Genomic DNA, 14,531 nt, shown 5'->3' with positions numbered 1-14,531 from the left:
CGACGAGAAGGGGGGTGCGCCGGGAGAGATCCCGGCGCACCCCCTTCTCGTGTGCGTGGTCGGCTGCGCTCAGCTGCGCACGTACCCGCGGACCACGTCCTCGTCGACCTCGACGCCGAGGCCGGGGCCGGTGGGGACGAGGAAGCCGCCGTCGGGCTGCACCTCCAGCGGAGTGGTGAGGATGCGGTTCGCCACCGGAAGCGTGAACGGCTGGTACTCGAACGCGAGCAGGGAGGCGGAGCTCGCCGCGACGTGCACGCCCGCGGCCATCGCGATGCCGAAGGCGGCCGAGTGGTGAGGGGCGACCTGGGCGTGGAACGCGTCGGCCACGGCGGCGATCGCGAGACCCTCGGTGATGCCCGTGCGTCCGATGTCGGGCTGCGTGAGCCCGACCGCCCGGCGGCTGAGCCAGTCGGCGAACTCGAAGCGGCTGCGCATCGCCTCGCCCACGGCGATGGGGGTGGCGAGGCTCGCCGCGAGGTCGCGGTGCCCCTCGACGTCCTCCGGAGCCAGCGGCGCCTCGAAGAACCAGGCCCTGCGGTCGTCGAGCTCGCGGCCGAGCGCCTTCGCCTCTCCGAGGCGGTACGTCCAGTGGGCGTCGAGCGCGAGATCGAGGTCAGGGTGCACCGCCTTGATCGCGTCGAAGGTCGCGAGGTCGGTGCGGATGTCGGTGCCGAGGTGCAGCTTGATCCGGCGCACGCCGGCCTCGACGAGCGCGGCGGCCTTGTCGGCGCGCTCCACGTCGTCGTCGCCGCGGATGCCGGAGACATAGGCGGGCAGGACCTCGGCGAAGCGTCCGCCGGCGAGTTCGGACACGGAGAGTCCGGTCGCGCGCCCCCAGAGGTCCCACAGGGCGATGTCGACCGCCGCCATCGCATCGGCCTGATGACCGGTGAGGTGGCCGCGCTCGCGCATCGACTCCGTCATGCGGTGCCAGAGGGTCCGCACCGAACGGGGGTCCTCCCCAATGATGAGCGGCGTGAGCAGACGATCCACGATCGCCGCGGCGACCTCGGGGGCGACGGGGGCGAGCGCCTCTCCCCAGCCGACCAGGCCGTCGTCGGTCTCGATCTTCACCATCAGGGTCTCGTAGCCGGGGGAGTACAGGCTCCGCCACGGCGGTCGGATGACGTAGCCGCGATGCGCCACGCCCGTGTCGCCCGCGTAGGAGTCGTCGGCTTCCTCCCTCGACAGGAAGAGCGGGAAGGTCTGCACGCGCGCGATTTTCACAGGGGTCTCCGAAGACAGTCGTGAGGGAAGAGGCCGATGGCGGGTGCCTCGGCGAGGGATTCGAGCGTCGCGGTCGATGCCGCGCCGCGGGTCAGAGCGCGGCGAACGCCGACGCGGAGCGGGAGGGGCTGTAGCCCAGGGCCACGGAGATCTCGTCGGCCGCCTCGATCAGCTGCAGCGCGAGCTCCTGATGGGGTGCGTGCAGATCCAGCACCGAGAGCGGTCCGCTCGCGGAGAGCGCGGCGACGACCTCTCCCGCCCTGTTGCGGATCGGCGCCGCGATGCAGGCGCGGCCGAAGGCGAGCTCCTCGATCTCCGTCGCGTACCCGCGGCTGCGGGTCTCGTCGAGGGCTGTCTGCATGGCGTCGCGGTCGACGATCGTGTGGGGGGTGAAGCGCTGCGGGGACTGCTGGAAGTACTCGTCGACCGCGGCCGACGGCATCCCGGCCAGCAGAGCCTTGCCGAGGCCCGTGGCGTGCAGCGGGCCGGTGCGGCCGGCCATCGCGAACGACTTCGGTGCGAGCGCGCCCTCGAAGTTGCAGAGGTAGGTGAAGGTGAAGCCGCTGAGCTCGGCGACGTTCACGCCGATCTCGATGCGGCGGGCGAGGTTCTGCGCGATCTGCCGGGAGGCGCGGTGGATCGGGGAGCCGTTGAGGGCGATCGTGCCGAGCGCGACCGCGGCGGGGCCGAGGCGGTAGAGGCCGGTGCGTGCGTCCTGCACCACGAACTTCATGCGGTCGAGTGCCGACATCATGCGCGAGACCGTGGACTGGCCGAGGCCCGTCAGCGTGCAGAGCTCGGAGACGCGCAGCTCTCCCGACTCCTCGGTGAAGCATGCGAGCAGCGACATCGCCCGTTCGACGGTCTGGGTGCCTCCCACCGATTCCGATGCCATGTCGACTCCTCCTCCTTGCTGGCGCCGCATCAGCGGCGTCGCGACTCCACGCCGCTGCCAGTCATCCTAATGAGAGAAGTGGCATCGAGCAAGGCAAATGTGGGTGTCTTATGCATTTTGTGGATTTCGCATCCGCATTGTGGTTGACTAGCCGCACGTCAACGTCGACGACTGTGACGACGACGCGCACGATCCCGTACGGGATCTTCCCTACTCGAAAGTGAAAGCAATGCCACAAGCCACCCTCGAGCGGCCCGAGACACGCGAACGGGTCGAACCGCGTTCCGGTCGACGCTCGACGCTGGGCGCGAAGGATCGCACCTTCGGATTCATGATCGCACTTCCCGCGGTCCTGCTGTTCCTCGTGATCGCGATCTTCCCGCTCGTGTCGAGCATCGGCACGAGCCTGTACGATCAGTCGCTCCTCCGCCCGGAGCGGACCTTCGTCGGGTTCGACAACTACGTCGCGGTGTGGGACGAGTTCGTCGCCCGGCTGGGCACCACCCTCGTCTTCTCGTCGCTCTCCACGATCTTCCCCCTCGTGCTGGGCGTCGCGCTCGCGATCCTGCTCAACTCCCGCCTCCGCGGACGCAACATCCTCCGCGGCGCGCTCATGCTCCCGTGGCTGCTGCCCGGCGTCGTGGTGTCCTTCCTCTGGGCCTGGATCTTCAACGACAGCTACGGCGTGGTCAACCACGTGCTCGCCGTCTTCGGCCTTCCCGAGATCAGCATGCTCGGCAACCCCGTCGGCGCCATGGCCGCGGTCATCATCGCGAAGACCTGGCACTCGTTCCCCTGGATCATGGTCGTCGCCCTCGCCGTGCTCCAGACGCTCCCCAGCGAGCAGATCGAGGCGGCCACGATCGACGGCGCCACGCGGTCGCAGCGATTCCGCTACATCTCGCTCCCGCACATCGCCGGTCCCGTCGCCCTCGTCGCGGTGCTGGAGTTCATCTACAACTTCGGCAACTTCGACACGATCTTCGTGATGACCGGCGGTGGCCCCGGCGACTCGACGACCACCCTGGCGCTCAGCCTCTATCAGCTCGCGTTCGGCAGCTACGAACTCGGCAAGGCCTCCGCGATGGGCGCCCTCTGGCTCGTCCTCCTCGCGATCATCTCGAGCGGGTACCTGCTCCTCAACCGACGACTGGAGAAGTGATGAGCCGCAGCCGCGACATCGGAGAGTCGATCATCCGCCCCCGCCTCTCGCTCCCCGGACGCATCGGCCTCGTGCTGCTCGCGCTGTTCGGACTGCTGCCGATCTACTGGCTCACCGCCACGGCGTTCACGAAGAAGGAGGACGTCTTCGCGCAGGATCGTCCGTTCTTCCCGGTCGATCCGACGTTCGAGAACTTCATCGGCTTCTTCCAGAACGATGCGCTGATCAAGAACCTCGGCAACAGCGTCGTGGTCTCGACCGGCACCGCGGTGCTGGCCGTCCTGGTCGGCGGGCTCATGGCCTACTCGCTCTCCAAGTTCCGCTACCGCGGGCGCAACGCGATCATGTTCATGTTCCTCATCGGGCAGCTCATCCCCGGAGCGCTGCTGCTGATCTCCCTCTACCTGATGCTCAGCTCCGCCGGCCTGCTCTACACCTACACCGGTCTGATCATCTCGTTCACGACGTTCACGCTCCCGCTCACGGTGTTCCTGCTCAAGGGCATCATCGACGGGCTGCCGGACGACATCCTCGAGGCCGCGAAGGTCGACGGACTCTCGCGCACGGGGACCATGTTCCGGATCGTGTTCCCCCTCGTCGTGCCGGGGCTCATCACCGCCGCGATGTTCGCCTTCATGCGGGGCTGGAGCGATCTGCTCTTCGCACTCACCCTCGCCGGACCGGACAAGCAGACCCTGCCCGCGGGGCTCACGCAGGCGTTCATCCGCGAGGGGACGGCCGACTGGCCGGCGCTGATGGCGGCATCGCTCATCACGTCCCTTCCCCTCGTGATCATCTTCGTCCTCCTCCAGCGCTACTTCGTCTCCGGCCTCGCCGCCGGAGCGGTGAAGGGATAGCGCCGCCATGACCATCTCGACCCGAACAACTCGATGAAGGAGCAGTCTCCATGACCATCACGAACACGCAGCTGAGCCGCCGTGCCTTCCTCGGCGGAAGCACAGCCCTGGTCGCCCTCGGCGCCCTCACCCTCGCGGGCTGCGCCACCCCCGCCGGTCCCGGCTCCGTCACCGCGACGAACGCGGCGACGAAGGCGAAGACCATCAACTTCTACGGCAACTCCCTCGGCGAGGAGGCGCTCAAGCCCGCGTGGCAGGGCATCCTCGACGGGTTCTCGTCGAAGGCCGGCGTGAAGGTGGCCCCGGTCATCTACCCGTACGACCAGGCCGCGACGCAGCTCGCCCTCACCGGACGCTCCGGCAAGCTCCTCGGCGTCGGGCAGTCGGGCGGGTGGCAGGTGCTCACCCCGATGAACGTGCTCGCCGACCTCACCGACCTCGCCAAGGGCCTCGGCATCCCGCAGGGCGTGCTGGACTCGTACACGATGGACGGCAAGCTGCTCGTCCTGCCGCTGACGGCGGCCGGCATCGGCCTCATCACCAACGGCGAGATCGCGAAGAGCGTCGGGATCACCTCCGGCATGTCCGTCGAGAAGTTCGCGACGGCGCTCGAGAAGATCAAGTCCCAGGACTCGTCCCTCATCCCGTACGCCGCGGTGACCAAGGCCTCGGAGCTGAAGGATGCCGTGCACTGGATGTGGGGTTTCGGCAGCGATGTCGTGACCGACGACCTCGTCTGCACGCTCGGCGACGCGGAGAGCGTCAAGGCGATCACCTGGTACAAGTCCCTGCAGGACGACGGCCTCACGCAGACCAACGTCGCACGCAGCGATGCTCGCATCCTGTTCGCCAGCGGCAGGACGGCCCTGTACGACGACGCGCCCCTCGCGTCGACCTTCGTGAAGACCAACGGCGGGGCGCAGAACATCGTCGACAACATCGGCGCGATCTCCCGTCCGACCGTCGGCAGCAAGAAGTCGTACAACCGGGCATGGGGCAGCGGCCTCTTCGCGAGCGCGGGGGAGGGCGAGCTCACGAGCCGCGAGTTCATCACCTACGCCGCGACCAACGTGAAGGCGGCGACGGCGCTGTACGAGCGGTCGGCGGTGGCGCCGGCGGCGAAGACGGTCGCCGACCAGATCCCCGCTCTCGCCGCCGACAAGTTCCAGGCGGCGTTCCGGACCGAGGTCTCCGAGCACGCGCGAGGCGCTGCGTGGGACCGCGTGGCCGTGACCGCGCAGATCGACGCGGCCATCGGCGGCGGCATCGCCACGATCCTCGCCGGCCAGGTCGACGTGCAGGCCGGCCTCAACGCTCTGAAGAAGGAGGTGCAGGGGCTGCTCGACTCCAACAAGTAGCAGCCACCGCACACGAATGCCCCGCCGGATTCTCCGGCGGGGCATTCGTCGTCTCGATGCGAGGCGTGAGGTCTCAGAGCCAGCGCTCGCGCAGCACGGGCTTGAGCCACGCGGCGGGGGAGGAGATGGAGAGACCGCCGTCGACGGCGATCGACGCTCCGGTCACGAACGACGCGGCGTCGGACGCGAGGAACGCGACGACGGAGGCGACCTCGTCCGGTCGGCCGATCCGTCCGAGCGGGTAGCCCTCGCTCTCTCCGGTGTCGATCGCGGAGATGCTGCCGGGCTCGACCGCGTTGACGCGGATGCCCTGGGGACCGTACTCGAGCGCCAGCTGACGCACGAGCCCGGCCACGCCGGCCTTGGCCGCCGCGTACGCGGGCAGGCCCGGCGCGGCGAGGGAGGCGTTCACGGACGTCACGGCGACGATCGCCGCGCCGCGAGCGAGATGCGGGAGCGCCGCGCGAGCGACGAAGAACGCGGAGTCGAGGGTCGCGCCCAGCGCTCCGCGCCAGTCGTCGTCGCTCGTCGAATGCGCGGGGCTGACCGGCATCCGTCCTGCGGCGAGCACGACCACGTCGAGGCCGTTCAGTGCCTGTACGGCGTCTGCGACCGCGGTGTCCGCGGCCTCGGGCTGACTGCAGTCGGCGACGAGGTAGCGGGCGAAGACCGGATCGTCGGAGGGCTCGAGGCCGACGCCGACGACGGCGTCGCCGTCGGACGCGAACGCGCGCGCGATCGCGAGGCCGATGTCGGAGCTGGCGCCGATGAGCAGGACGCCGCGGCCGCTCACACGCGCACCGCTGACGGGACGGCGGGGAGAGCGAGCTCCTCGATCACGAGGTCGACCGCGGCGCGGCTGCCCTCGTCGAGTCGCGATGCCGGATACCGCACGGTCGCGTGCTCGATGATGCCGCGCGCGACGAGGATCTCCTTGTGCACCGCCCACGCGATGCCGCCCTGCAGTCCGATGAGCACGAGAGGGAGCATACGACGGAAGCCGGCGCGCGCCTCGTCGACGCGCCCCGCGACGAAGTCGGCGAGTACAGGGCCGAGCAGATCGGGGAACTCGCACGCCGGCATGGTGCCGACGGCGCCGCGGGCGTACTCCTCCAGGCAGAACTGGGCGTTCTGCCCGCCGAGCACGGCGAAGTCGGCGTCGCCGATCGCCTCGACGACGGCGCCCACCTTGGGGGCCGTGGGCGGGGCCTCGACCTTGACCGAGTCGACGTTGTCGAGGCGGGCGAGCTGCGCGATGAGGGCGGGCGGCATGACGACGCCGGTGACGCCGGGGGCGTCCTGCACCATGACCGACAGCGATGTCGCCGCGGCGACATCGCCGTAGAAGTCGACGAGGGTCGCTGCGGGGGGCTTGACCATGAACGGCGGGAGGACCATGAGGGCGTGAGCGCCCCCCTCCTCGGCCAGGAGCGCCTGCTCGATCGAGGTGGCCGTCGAGGTGCCGTTCACGCCGGCGATGACGGGGACGTGCCCGTCGACGACCTCGACGACGTCGGCGAGGATGGTGCGCCGCTCGTCGGTCGTGAGGGCGAACCCCTCGCTGGCCATTCCGAAGACGGCGACGCCGTCGACCTCGGAGGCGAGCTGGAACTCGACCAGGCGTCGGAGGCCCGGCCGGTCGAGCGCGCCCGATTCGTCGAACGGGGTCGCCAGGATCGGCATCAAGCCGTGGAGTGTCGGAGGCATTGGCCAGTTCCCTGCTTTCGCAATCGGAGTCTCGCATTCACGCAAGCGTTATGCACATTGTGAGATAGTCTGCCATATAACGGTTATGGACTACCACTGAAAGCTGGCCCCGATGTCGCGTTCCCCCCGCTCACGCCGTGTCGAGATCCTCTCCGAGGAACGCTACGTACAGGCGGAGTCCCCGCGCTGGGACGCGCGCGACGGGACCCTGGCCTGGATCGACATGTCGACCGGCAGGTTCCATCGCGGCAGCATTGCCGACGGCAGGGTCGTGGCCGGTTCCTCCGTCGTCGTCGGCGCCCAGATCGGCGCTCCCGCTCCGCTCGCCGATGCGGGAGCGGGGTGGGCGGTCGCCGTCGACCGCGGACTCGTCCACGTCGGGGACGACGGGGCGGTGGTCCCGCTGATCGCCGACCTCGCCGCACCCGGCGACTACATGAACGACGGAGGCTGCGACCCCGCCGGACGCTTCTGGGTGGGTAGTCAGTCGATGCCCCGCGACCCGCACTGCGCACTGTGGAGCATCGACGCCGACGGGGTCGCCACCGAGAGGCTCGGCGGGGTCACCGTGTCCAACGGGCTCGTCTTCGACGAGTCCGGTTCGACGCTCTACTACATCGACACGCTGCCCCATCGCAGCATCGAGGCCTTCGACGTCGCCCCGGACGGGTGCCTCTCCGGACGGCGCACCGTGTGCCGCGTCGACGGCGGCAACCCCGACGGCATGACCATCGACGAGGAGGGCATGCTCTGGGTCGCGGTCTGGGATGCCGCAGAAGTGCGTCGTTACTCTCCCGCGGGTCGGCTCGTGGAGACGATCGAGCTCCCCGCGAAGCGACCGACCGCCGTCGCCCTCGTCGACCGACTCCTCGTGATCACGACGGCGAGCGTGGGGCTGGAGCACCCGTCGACCGCGGACGGCGCCCTGCTGGGCGTCGAGGTCGATGCTCCCGGCGCGCCCGCGCTGCCGTGGCGCGGGCGGCATCCGCGTCCATAGGCTTCCCATCGGGCGTCCCTCAGGTCCCCATAGCGGTGGTGCATACCGTCATCCTCACCCGCGAAATCGCGCGGAGGAAGGAGACACATGTACGGGACATATCTGCGGCGCGAACTGGCGGGCCGCAAGAGACAGACGCTGATCGTCGCCATCGGCCTGGCGATCGCCATCGGCCTGGTGATCGTCGTCAACGCGCTCACCACGGGAGTCCGCGATGCGCAGGCCCAGGCGCTGGAGTCGGTGTACGGGGTCGGCACCGACCTCACCGTGACCGGCGCCGCAGCAGAGCCGGGGGAGGGCGGACCCCAGCGCTTCGACTTCGGCGCTGACGACGGCAGCACAGACGGAGAGACGACGACCCTCAGTCGCTCGACGCTGCGGACCGACCTCATGCGCGGCACCCTGGAGAGCTCGGTGCTCGACACGGTGTCCTCGACGAAGGGCGTGGCCGCGGCATCCGCGGCGCTCAGCCTGACCGACTCCACGTTCACGGGCGAGATGCCGAGCGGAGGATTCTCTCCGCAGGGCGGCCAGAGTGCCCCCCAGGAGGGCGAGACCGCCCCGCAGGGCGGCGCAGACGGAGCGGGCGGCGGCTCGTTCGGAATCGACTCGTTCTCCGTGCTGGGGATCGACCCGGGGACGGCATCCGTCGGACCGCTCGCCTCGGTCGAGGTCAGCGACGGCCGCTCCTTCACCAGCGGCGATGCGGGGGCGCTCGTCGCGCTCGTCGATGCGACCTATGCGGCGACGAACGAGATCGCCGTCGGCGGCACGATCGACGTCGCCGGCTCGACCGTGCAGGTCGTCGGCATAGTCGCCTCGACCTCCGACACCGCAGACACCGCGGCGAACGTCTATCTGCCGCTCGACACCGCGCAGGAGCTCTCCGGCGCGGGCGACGTCGTCTCGACGATCTACGTGCAGGCCGACTCCGCATCGGGGATCGATGCGGTGCAGACGGCGCTGACGAAGGAGCTGCCCGATGCGACGGTCACCTCGCAGTCCGAGCTCGCCTCCACCGTGTCCGCGTCGCTCTCGAGCGCGACCTCGCTGATCACGAACCTCGGCACGTGGCTGTCGATCATCGTGCTCGCCGTGGCTGTGCTCATCTCGGTGCTGCTCACGCTCTCCGGTGTCTCGCGGCGCACACGGGAGTTCGGCACGCTCAAGGCGATCGGCTGGTCCAATGGCAGGGTCGTCCGTCAGGTCGCCGGGGAGTCGATGCTCCAGGGGCTGATCGGCGGCGCGGCGGGCCTCGTCCTCGGAATCGCGGGGATCGTGCTCATCAACGTGCTGAAGCCGACGGTCGCCGCCTCGAGCGGCGGTGCACAGGGCGGTCCCGGGGGTCAGGGCGGCCCCACGGGAGGCGGCATGTTCCAGGTGCAGCAGGCGGCGGACATCGTGCTCCACGCGCCGTTCACCCCCTGGGTGCTCGCCGCCGCGGTGGGCCTCGCCGTCCTCGGTGGACTGGTCGCCGGCGCCTTCGGAGGATGGCGGGCCGCACGGCTCAGCCCGGCCGAGGCACTGCGCTCGGTCGCATGACGGACTCGTACGGACAAGGAGAATCAGACATGAGCATCGCAGAAGCAGTGCACTCGGCGGAGGGTACGGAACCAGGGGTTCCGCTCTATCAGGCGGAGGGTCTCACCCGCACCTACGCGCAGAAGGGGCGCACGGTCACCGCGGTGACCGGCGTCGACCTCGCCATCATGCCGGGCGAGTTCGTCACGATCCAGGGGCCGACGGGCGGAGGGAAGTCGACGCTTCTGCAGCTCCTCGGCGCTCTCGACCGGCCGTCATCCGGATCGCTCCGATTCGGCGGAGCGGAGCTCGCCCGGGCGTCCGCCCGCGAGCTCAATCGGATTCGCGCCGAGGAGATCGGGTTCGTGTTCCAGGGTTTCAACCTGATCCCGACGCTCACCGCGTCGGAGAACGTGAACATGGCGCTGGAGCCGTTGTCCCTCGGTCGAGCGGAGCGGGAGTCGCGGGTCGCCGCCGCGCTCGCCCACGTCGGCCTCGACGACAGGGGAAGCCACCTGCCGACCGAGCTCTCCGGAGGACAGCAGCAGCGGGTCGCGATCGCCAGGGCCATCGTCAAGCGCCCACGGGTGCTGCTGGCCGACGAGCCGACGGGCAATCTGGACGAGAGCATGAGGGACGAGATCCTCACGCTGCTGGAGAACCTGTGCGCCGAGGGCATCACGATGATCGTGGTCACACACGATTCGGCCGTGGCCCGTCGGGCGACGCGGCGGCTGCGTCTGGCGAACGGACGAGTGCAGGACATCACGCGCTGAGCAGATGACGAAGGCCCCGGCGGTGAGCCGGGGCCTTCGTCATGGTGTCGGACGCGCTCAGTGCGTGTCTTCCGCCTCGATCTCGGTGCGGTCGCCCGACCACAGCGTGTGGAAGGTGCCGGGCTTGTCGATGCGCTTGTAGGTGTGCGCGCCGAAGAAGTCGCGCTGGCCCTGCACGAGGGCGGCCGGCAGGCGGTCGGCCCGGATGCCGTCGTAGTACGACAGCGACGAGGAGAACGCGGGAGCGGGGATGCCGGCCTCGGCAGCGGCGACGACCACGCGGCGCCACGCCGCCTGGGCGCGACCGAAGACCTCGGCGAAGTACGGCGCCGTCATCAGCACGGGCAGCCCGGGCTCGGCGTCGTAGGCGTCGGCGATGCGGTTGAGGAACTGCGCGCGGATGATGCAGCCGCCGCGCCAGATCTTGGAGATGGCGCCGAGGTCGATCTTCCAGTCGTACTCCGCTGCACCGGCGCGGATCTCGTCGAAGCCCTGCGAGTACGCGACGATCTTCGACGCGTACAGCGCGAGGCGCACGTCCTCGATGAACGCCTCCTGGTCGGCGACGGCGAACTCCTCGTCGGGGCCGGGGAGGGCGGATGCCACGGCGCGCTGCTCGGGGTGCGAGGACAGCGAGCGGGCGAAGGTGGCCTCGGCGATGCCAGAGACCGGGACGCCGAGCGAGAGGGCCGTCTGCACGGTCCATGCGCCGGTGCCCTTCGCGCCCGCCTGGTCGACGATGACGTCGACCAGCGGCTCGCCGGTGGCGGCGTCGATCTGGCGCAGCACCTCGGCGGTGATCTCGATCAGGTAGCTCTCCAGCTCGCCCTTGTTCCACTCGGCGAAGATCTCGGCGATCTCGGCCGGCGACTTGCCCGTGCCGCGGCGGATGAGGTCGTACGCCTCGGCGATGAGCTGCATGTCGGCGTACTCGATGCCGTTGTGCACCATCTTGACGAAGTGGCCGGCGCCGTCGTGGCCGACGTGCGTGACGCACGGCTCGCCCTCGGCGACGGCGGCGATCGACTTCAGGATCGGGCCGAGGGTCACCCACGACTCGTCGGAACCGCCGGGCATGATCGACGGGCCCAGGAGTGCGCCCTCCTCACCGCCGGAGATGCCGGCGCCGACGAAGTTGATGCCGGTCTCGCGGACGGCCTTCTCGCGGCGGATCGTGTCGGGGAAGAAGGCGTTGCCGCCGTCGACGATGATGTCGCCGGGCTCGAAGACCGAGACCAGGGAGTCGATTACGGCATCCGTCGGGCCGCCGGCCTTGACCATGATGATCGCGGTGCGCGGCTTCTGCAGAGAGTCCGCGAACTCCTGGTAGGTGGAGGCCGGGATGAAGCCCGCCTCCGGGTGCGCGTCGAGCACGGACTGCGTCTTCTCGTAGCTGCGGTTGAAGATCGCCACGGTGTTGCCCTCGCGGCTCGCGAGGTTGCGGGCGAGGTTCGAACCCATGACGGCGAGTCCGACGACTCCGATGTTCGCTGATGCTTCGGGCACAGAGGGCTCCTCGATCGTGAAGTAGGGGATGAACCCAGATTATCGCGACGTGGAGAGCGGGAGCGCGCGTGTGTCGTGGATGCGCGGAGCATCCGACGAACGAGGAGGCGCGGGGGAGTCAGTCCTTGCGGTAGCCCGAGCGGCCGAGGGAGAACAGCGCGCCGAAGGTGAATACCGCCGCGCAGACCGTCATCGCGCCGATCAGCCATGCGAGTGCGTGTGAGAGGAAGGCGCCGTCGAGCATGGGATTCTCCGTGATCTGGGTGGGATGATCGGTGGCTACAGCCTATCGGGTGATCGGGTACCATTGAGGATGTACCTCGGCGAGGGACGCTTCTGCGCGTGCGCAGGCGTCCGTTATCGACGCGGCGGAGCAGGCCCGGTGGCTTTCTCGCGCGTCTGCGTTCGAGATCATGACGAATAGACCACCGCGTGGCGCACCGCTGCGTGTCCCGAAGGAGAACCACATGTCTGAAGACACCAAGGTCCAGGCCGAGCTGCGCAGCAACTTCGGCAAGGGCTTCGCCCGCCGCCTCCGCGCCGCAGGCAAGATCCCCGCCGTCATCTACGGCCACGGCACCGAGCCGGTGCACGTCGCACTGCCCGGCCACCAGGTCTCGCTCATCATCCGTCGCGCGAACGCCGTTCTCGAGCTCCAGATCGAGGGCAAGGGCGACCAGCTCACCCTGGTCAAGGACGTGCAGAAGGACCCGGTGCACCAGATCATCGAGCACATCGACCTGCTCGTGGTGAAGAAGGGCGAGAAGGTCACGATCGACATCCCCGTCGTTCTCGTGGGCGAGTCCGCTTCCGGAACCATCGCGAACCTCGACGCGACCACCCTGTCCATCGAGGCCGAGGCCACGCACATCCCGGAGAACCTCGAGGTCTCGATCGAGGGTCTCGAGGACGGCGCGCACATCACCGCCGCCGATGTCGTCCTGCCCAAGGGCTCGACGCTGCTCTCCGACCCCGAGGTGCTCGTCGTCGCGATCTCCGTCCCGTCCTCCGGCACCGCCGCGGACGACGAGGCGGACGCCGCCGCCGAGGCCGAGGCCGCCGCGGAGTAATCTCCGACCGATTCACCGCAGAGGGGGCGCGAGCAGATCGCGCCCCCTCTGTCGTATCCTGACCGAGTCCTGCGGACGCGCGGGCGAAAGGACGATGAGATGGCATCCACCTGGCTGGTGGTCGGACTCGGCAACCCGGGACCCCGGTACGAGACGACGAGGCACAACATCGGGCAGATGGTCGTCGATGAGCTCGCCTCCCGTCGGAACGAGAGTTTCCGCGAGCACAAGGGCGGGGCGCGGGTCGTGGAGACCTGGCTGCGGCCCGGCGGCGACAAGCTCGTGCTCGCGAAGCCGAACACCTTCATGAACGTGTCGGGCACGCCGGTCGCGGCCCTCGCGCGCTTCTACTCGGTGCCGCCGGAGCAGATCATCGTCGTGCACGACGAGCTGGACATCCCGTTCGACACCGTGAAGCTGAAGACCGGTGGAGGCCACGGAGGGCACAACGGCGTCCGCGACATCGCGCGCGCCATCACCACCCCCGACTTCCCGCGCGTGCGCGTGGGCATCGGACGGCCGGTCGGGCGACAGGATCCCGCGGACTGGGTGCTGTCTCCGTTCGGCAAGGACGAGCGTGCGAACCTGCCCATCCTCGTCTCAGACGCGGCGGATGCCGTCGAGCTCCTCGTCGCAGAAGGACTGCTCGCGGCGCAGCAGAAGCACCACGCGCCGCGCTGATCCCGTCGGGGCTCAGGAGCCGCCGAGGCCCGTCGCGGTGCCGATCGAGACCGAGAACAGCAGGATCACCCAGAAGGCTCCGGCGCCGATCACGGCGAGGATCAGGCCGGCGATGCCGAGGCCACGCCGCTGCTTCTTGGCGATCGCGATGATGCCGACGACGATCGCCGCGATGCCGAGCACCGTGCCGACCCAGAACGAGATCTCCGTCCAGAGCACCTGATCCCGCGCGGGGGAGAGCAGCGAGAGGAACTCGGGATCGCTCGTGTTGATCCCCGACGAGGGGAGGCGGCGGCCGATCTCGAAGCCGGAGACTCCGGCGATGATCGGGATCACGATCGCGGCCACCACGGCGAGGATGAGCGAGAGGGTGCCGAGCAGGCCCTTGGGCTTCACGGATGCCGCTTCGGGTGCGGCGTAGGCTCCTGCGGGGGCCGCATAGCCGCCCACCGGGACCTGATACGCACCGGGAGGCGCCTGGTACGAGGGGCCGGGAGCGGGAGCGGGAGCGGGAGCGGGAGCGGGAGCGGGAATGCTGGCCGCCGCCGGGTATGTCGGGGGCTGCGTCGGGAAAGCCGGGGGCTGCGCCGTGAAAGCCGGCGGCTGCGCCGGATATGCCGGAGGCTGCGCCGGGTACGCGGTCGGCTCCGCGGGGAAGGCGGGCGGCTCTGCCGGGAAGGCGGGCGACGGCTGCGCGACAGGGGGAGCGACCGGAGGAACCGGCGGCATCTGCGGTGACGTCGTATCCGCACCCTGCGGGGCAGGGGGCAC

At 69.6% G+C, this 14,531-nt stretch carries 15 protein-coding genes; 8 read left to right on the top strand and 7 right to left on the bottom strand.

The genetic code is table 11. The annotated features are described in order from the left end of the window. Window positions 1-69 precede the first annotated feature (69 nt). Window positions 70-1,230: a mandelate racemase/muconate lactonizing enzyme family protein gene (locus CQ047_RS00070; protein ID WP_105672245.1), complete on the bottom strand. Its 1,161-nt coding sequence runs from the start codon at window positions 1,228-1,230 to the stop codon at window positions 70-72. Between the two features lie 91 nt (window positions 1,231-1,321). Beyond that, the gene (locus tag CQ047_RS00065) at window positions 1,322-2,125 is read right to left on the bottom strand and encodes an IclR family transcriptional regulator (protein WP_105672244.1); all 804 of its coding nucleotides are present in this window, start codon (window positions 2,123-2,125) and stop codon (window positions 1,322-1,324) included. Between the two features lie 331 nt (window positions 2,126-2,456). On the opposite strand from CQ047_RS00065, the gene CQ047_RS00060 reads away from it, so the two are divergent. Genes CQ047_RS00060 through CQ047_RS00050 form a run of 3 tightly spaced genes read left to right on the top strand, consistent with a single transcriptional unit; the run spans window position 2,457 to window position 5,502 of the window. After that, a complete protein-coding gene (locus tag CQ047_RS00060) occupies window positions 2,457-3,287 on the top strand; it encodes a carbohydrate ABC transporter permease (RefSeq protein WP_223586148.1) in 831 nt (276 codons plus the stop codon). After that, window positions 3,287-4,144 carry a carbohydrate ABC transporter permease gene (locus tag CQ047_RS00055; protein WP_105672242.1) on the top strand — a complete coding sequence of 286 codons (858 nt, stop codon included), beginning with the start codon at window positions 3,287-3,289 and terminating at the stop codon, window positions 4,142-4,144. Before CQ047_RS00060 ends, CQ047_RS00055 begins: the two co-directional genes overlap by 1 nt. A gap of 50 nt (window positions 4,145-4,194) precedes the next feature. After that, entirely contained in the window at window positions 4,195-5,502 is a 1,308-nt protein-coding gene (locus CQ047_RS00050; protein ID WP_105672241.1) for an ABC transporter substrate-binding protein, read from the top strand. A gap of 73 nt (window positions 5,503-5,575) precedes the next feature. On the opposite strand, the gene CQ047_RS00045 is transcribed toward CQ047_RS00050, so the two are convergent. Both CQ047_RS00045 and CQ047_RS00040 read right to left on the bottom strand, forming a co-directional pair. Then, a complete protein-coding gene (locus CQ047_RS00045) occupies window positions 5,576-6,295 on the bottom strand; it encodes an SDR family NAD(P)-dependent oxidoreductase (RefSeq protein WP_105672240.1) in 720 nt (239 codons plus the stop codon). Next, window positions 6,292-7,185, bottom strand: a complete 894-nt coding sequence (locus CQ047_RS00040) for a dihydrodipicolinate synthase family protein (RefSeq protein ID WP_258132416.1) — start codon at window positions 7,183-7,185, stop codon at window positions 6,292-6,294. The genes CQ047_RS00045 and CQ047_RS00040 overlap by 4 nt, the downstream gene beginning before the upstream one ends. Before the next feature lie 136 nt (window positions 7,186-7,321). Here CQ047_RS00040 and CQ047_RS00035 point away from each other — a divergent pair, with 136 nt between their 5' ends. From CQ047_RS00035 to CQ047_RS00025, 3 genes are all read left to right on the top strand, one after another. Further along, window positions 7,322-8,206, top strand: coding sequence for an SMP-30/gluconolactonase/LRE family protein (locus CQ047_RS00035; protein WP_105672238.1), 885 nt, complete (start codon window positions 7,322-7,324; stop codon window positions 8,204-8,206). An 87-nt stretch (window positions 8,207-8,293) separates the two neighbouring features. Next, the gene (locus tag CQ047_RS00030) at window positions 8,294-9,748 is read left to right on the top strand and encodes an ABC transporter permease (protein ID WP_105672237.1); all 1,455 of its coding nucleotides are present in this window, start codon (window positions 8,294-8,296) and stop codon (window positions 9,746-9,748) included. 29 nt (window positions 9,749-9,777) lie between these two features. Beyond that, window positions 9,778-10,503 carry an ABC transporter ATP-binding protein gene (locus CQ047_RS00025; protein ID WP_105672236.1) on the top strand — a complete coding sequence of 242 codons (726 nt, stop codon included), beginning with the start codon at window positions 9,778-9,780 and terminating at the stop codon, window positions 10,501-10,503. Between the two features lie 57 nt (window positions 10,504-10,560). Here CQ047_RS00025 and gndA read toward each other — a convergent pair whose 3' ends face one another. Then, window positions 10,561-12,009, bottom strand: coding sequence for an NADP-dependent phosphogluconate dehydrogenase (gene gndA, locus CQ047_RS00020; protein ID WP_105672235.1), 1,449 nt, complete (start codon window positions 12,007-12,009; stop codon window positions 10,561-10,563). A 118-nt stretch (window positions 12,010-12,127) separates the two neighbouring features. Beyond that, complete coding sequence (locus CQ047_RS19020) at window positions 12,128-12,253, bottom strand: hypothetical protein (RefSeq protein WP_258132415.1); 126 nt, start codon at window positions 12,251-12,253, stop codon at window positions 12,128-12,130. A gap of 223 nt (window positions 12,254-12,476) precedes the next feature. Here CQ047_RS19020 and CQ047_RS00015 point away from each other — a divergent pair, with 223 nt between their 5' ends. Together CQ047_RS00015 and pth are read left to right on the top strand one after the other, a co-directional pair. After that, on the top strand, window positions 12,477-13,079 hold the full coding sequence (locus CQ047_RS00015; protein WP_105672234.1) for a 50S ribosomal protein L25/general stress protein Ctc: 603 nt from the start codon (window positions 12,477-12,479) through the stop codon (window positions 13,077-13,079). Between the two features lie 99 nt (window positions 13,080-13,178). Further along, window positions 13,179-13,760, top strand: a complete 582-nt coding sequence (gene pth, locus CQ047_RS00010) for an aminoacyl-tRNA hydrolase (RefSeq protein ID WP_105672233.1) — start codon at window positions 13,179-13,181, stop codon at window positions 13,758-13,760. 12 nt (window positions 13,761-13,772) lie between these two features. Here the strand turns inward: pth and CQ047_RS19015 are convergent. Then, window positions 13,773-14,531: hypothetical protein (locus CQ047_RS19015; protein WP_258132414.1), on the bottom strand; the 759-nt coding region annotated here is incomplete at its 5' end.

Origin of the sequence: Microbacterium sp. MYb72, assembly GCF_002979415.1 — a bacterium.
In the GTDB taxonomy this organism is placed as follows: domain Bacteria; phylum Actinomycetota; class Actinomycetes; order Actinomycetales; family Microbacteriaceae; genus Microbacterium; species Microbacterium natoriense.
The sequence above is the reverse complement of the archived record's forward strand: the minus strand, read 5'-3'. Positions and strand labels throughout refer to the sequence as shown.

Coding starts and splice junctions, on each gene's coding strand:
- CQ047_RS00065 (WP_105672244.1), bottom strand. CDS start 2,125: ATGGCATCGGAATCGGTGGGAGGCACCCAGACCGTCGAACGGGCGATG.
- CQ047_RS00060 (WP_223586148.1), top strand. CDS start 2,457: ATGATCGCACTTCCCGCGGTCCTGCTGTTCCTCGTGATCGCGATCTTC.
- CQ047_RS00055 (WP_105672242.1), top strand. CDS start 3,287: ATGAGCCGCAGCCGCGACATCGGAGAGTCGATCATCCGCCCCCGCCTC.
- CQ047_RS00050 (WP_105672241.1), top strand. CDS start 4,195: ATGACCATCACGAACACGCAGCTGAGCCGCCGTGCCTTCCTCGGCGGA.
- CQ047_RS00040 (WP_258132416.1), bottom strand. CDS start 7,185: ATGCCGATCCTGGCGACCCCGTTCGACGAATCGGGCGCGCTCGACCGG.
- CQ047_RS00035 (WP_105672238.1), top strand. CDS start 7,322: ATGTCGCGTTCCCCCCGCTCACGCCGTGTCGAGATCCTCTCCGAGGAA.
- CQ047_RS00030 (WP_105672237.1), top strand. CDS start 8,294: ATGTACGGGACATATCTGCGGCGCGAACTGGCGGGCCGCAAGAGACAG.
- CQ047_RS00025 (WP_105672236.1), top strand. CDS start 9,778: ATGAGCATCGCAGAAGCAGTGCACTCGGCGGAGGGTACGGAACCAGGG.
- CQ047_RS19020 (WP_258132415.1), bottom strand. CDS start 12,253: ATGCTCGACGGCGCCTTCCTCTCACACGCACTCGCATGGCTGATCGGC.
- CQ047_RS00015 (WP_105672234.1), top strand. CDS start 12,477: ATGTCTGAAGACACCAAGGTCCAGGCCGAGCTGCGCAGCAACTTCGGC.
- pth (WP_105672233.1), top strand. CDS start 13,179: ATGGCATCCACCTGGCTGGTGGTCGGACTCGGCAACCCGGGACCCCGG.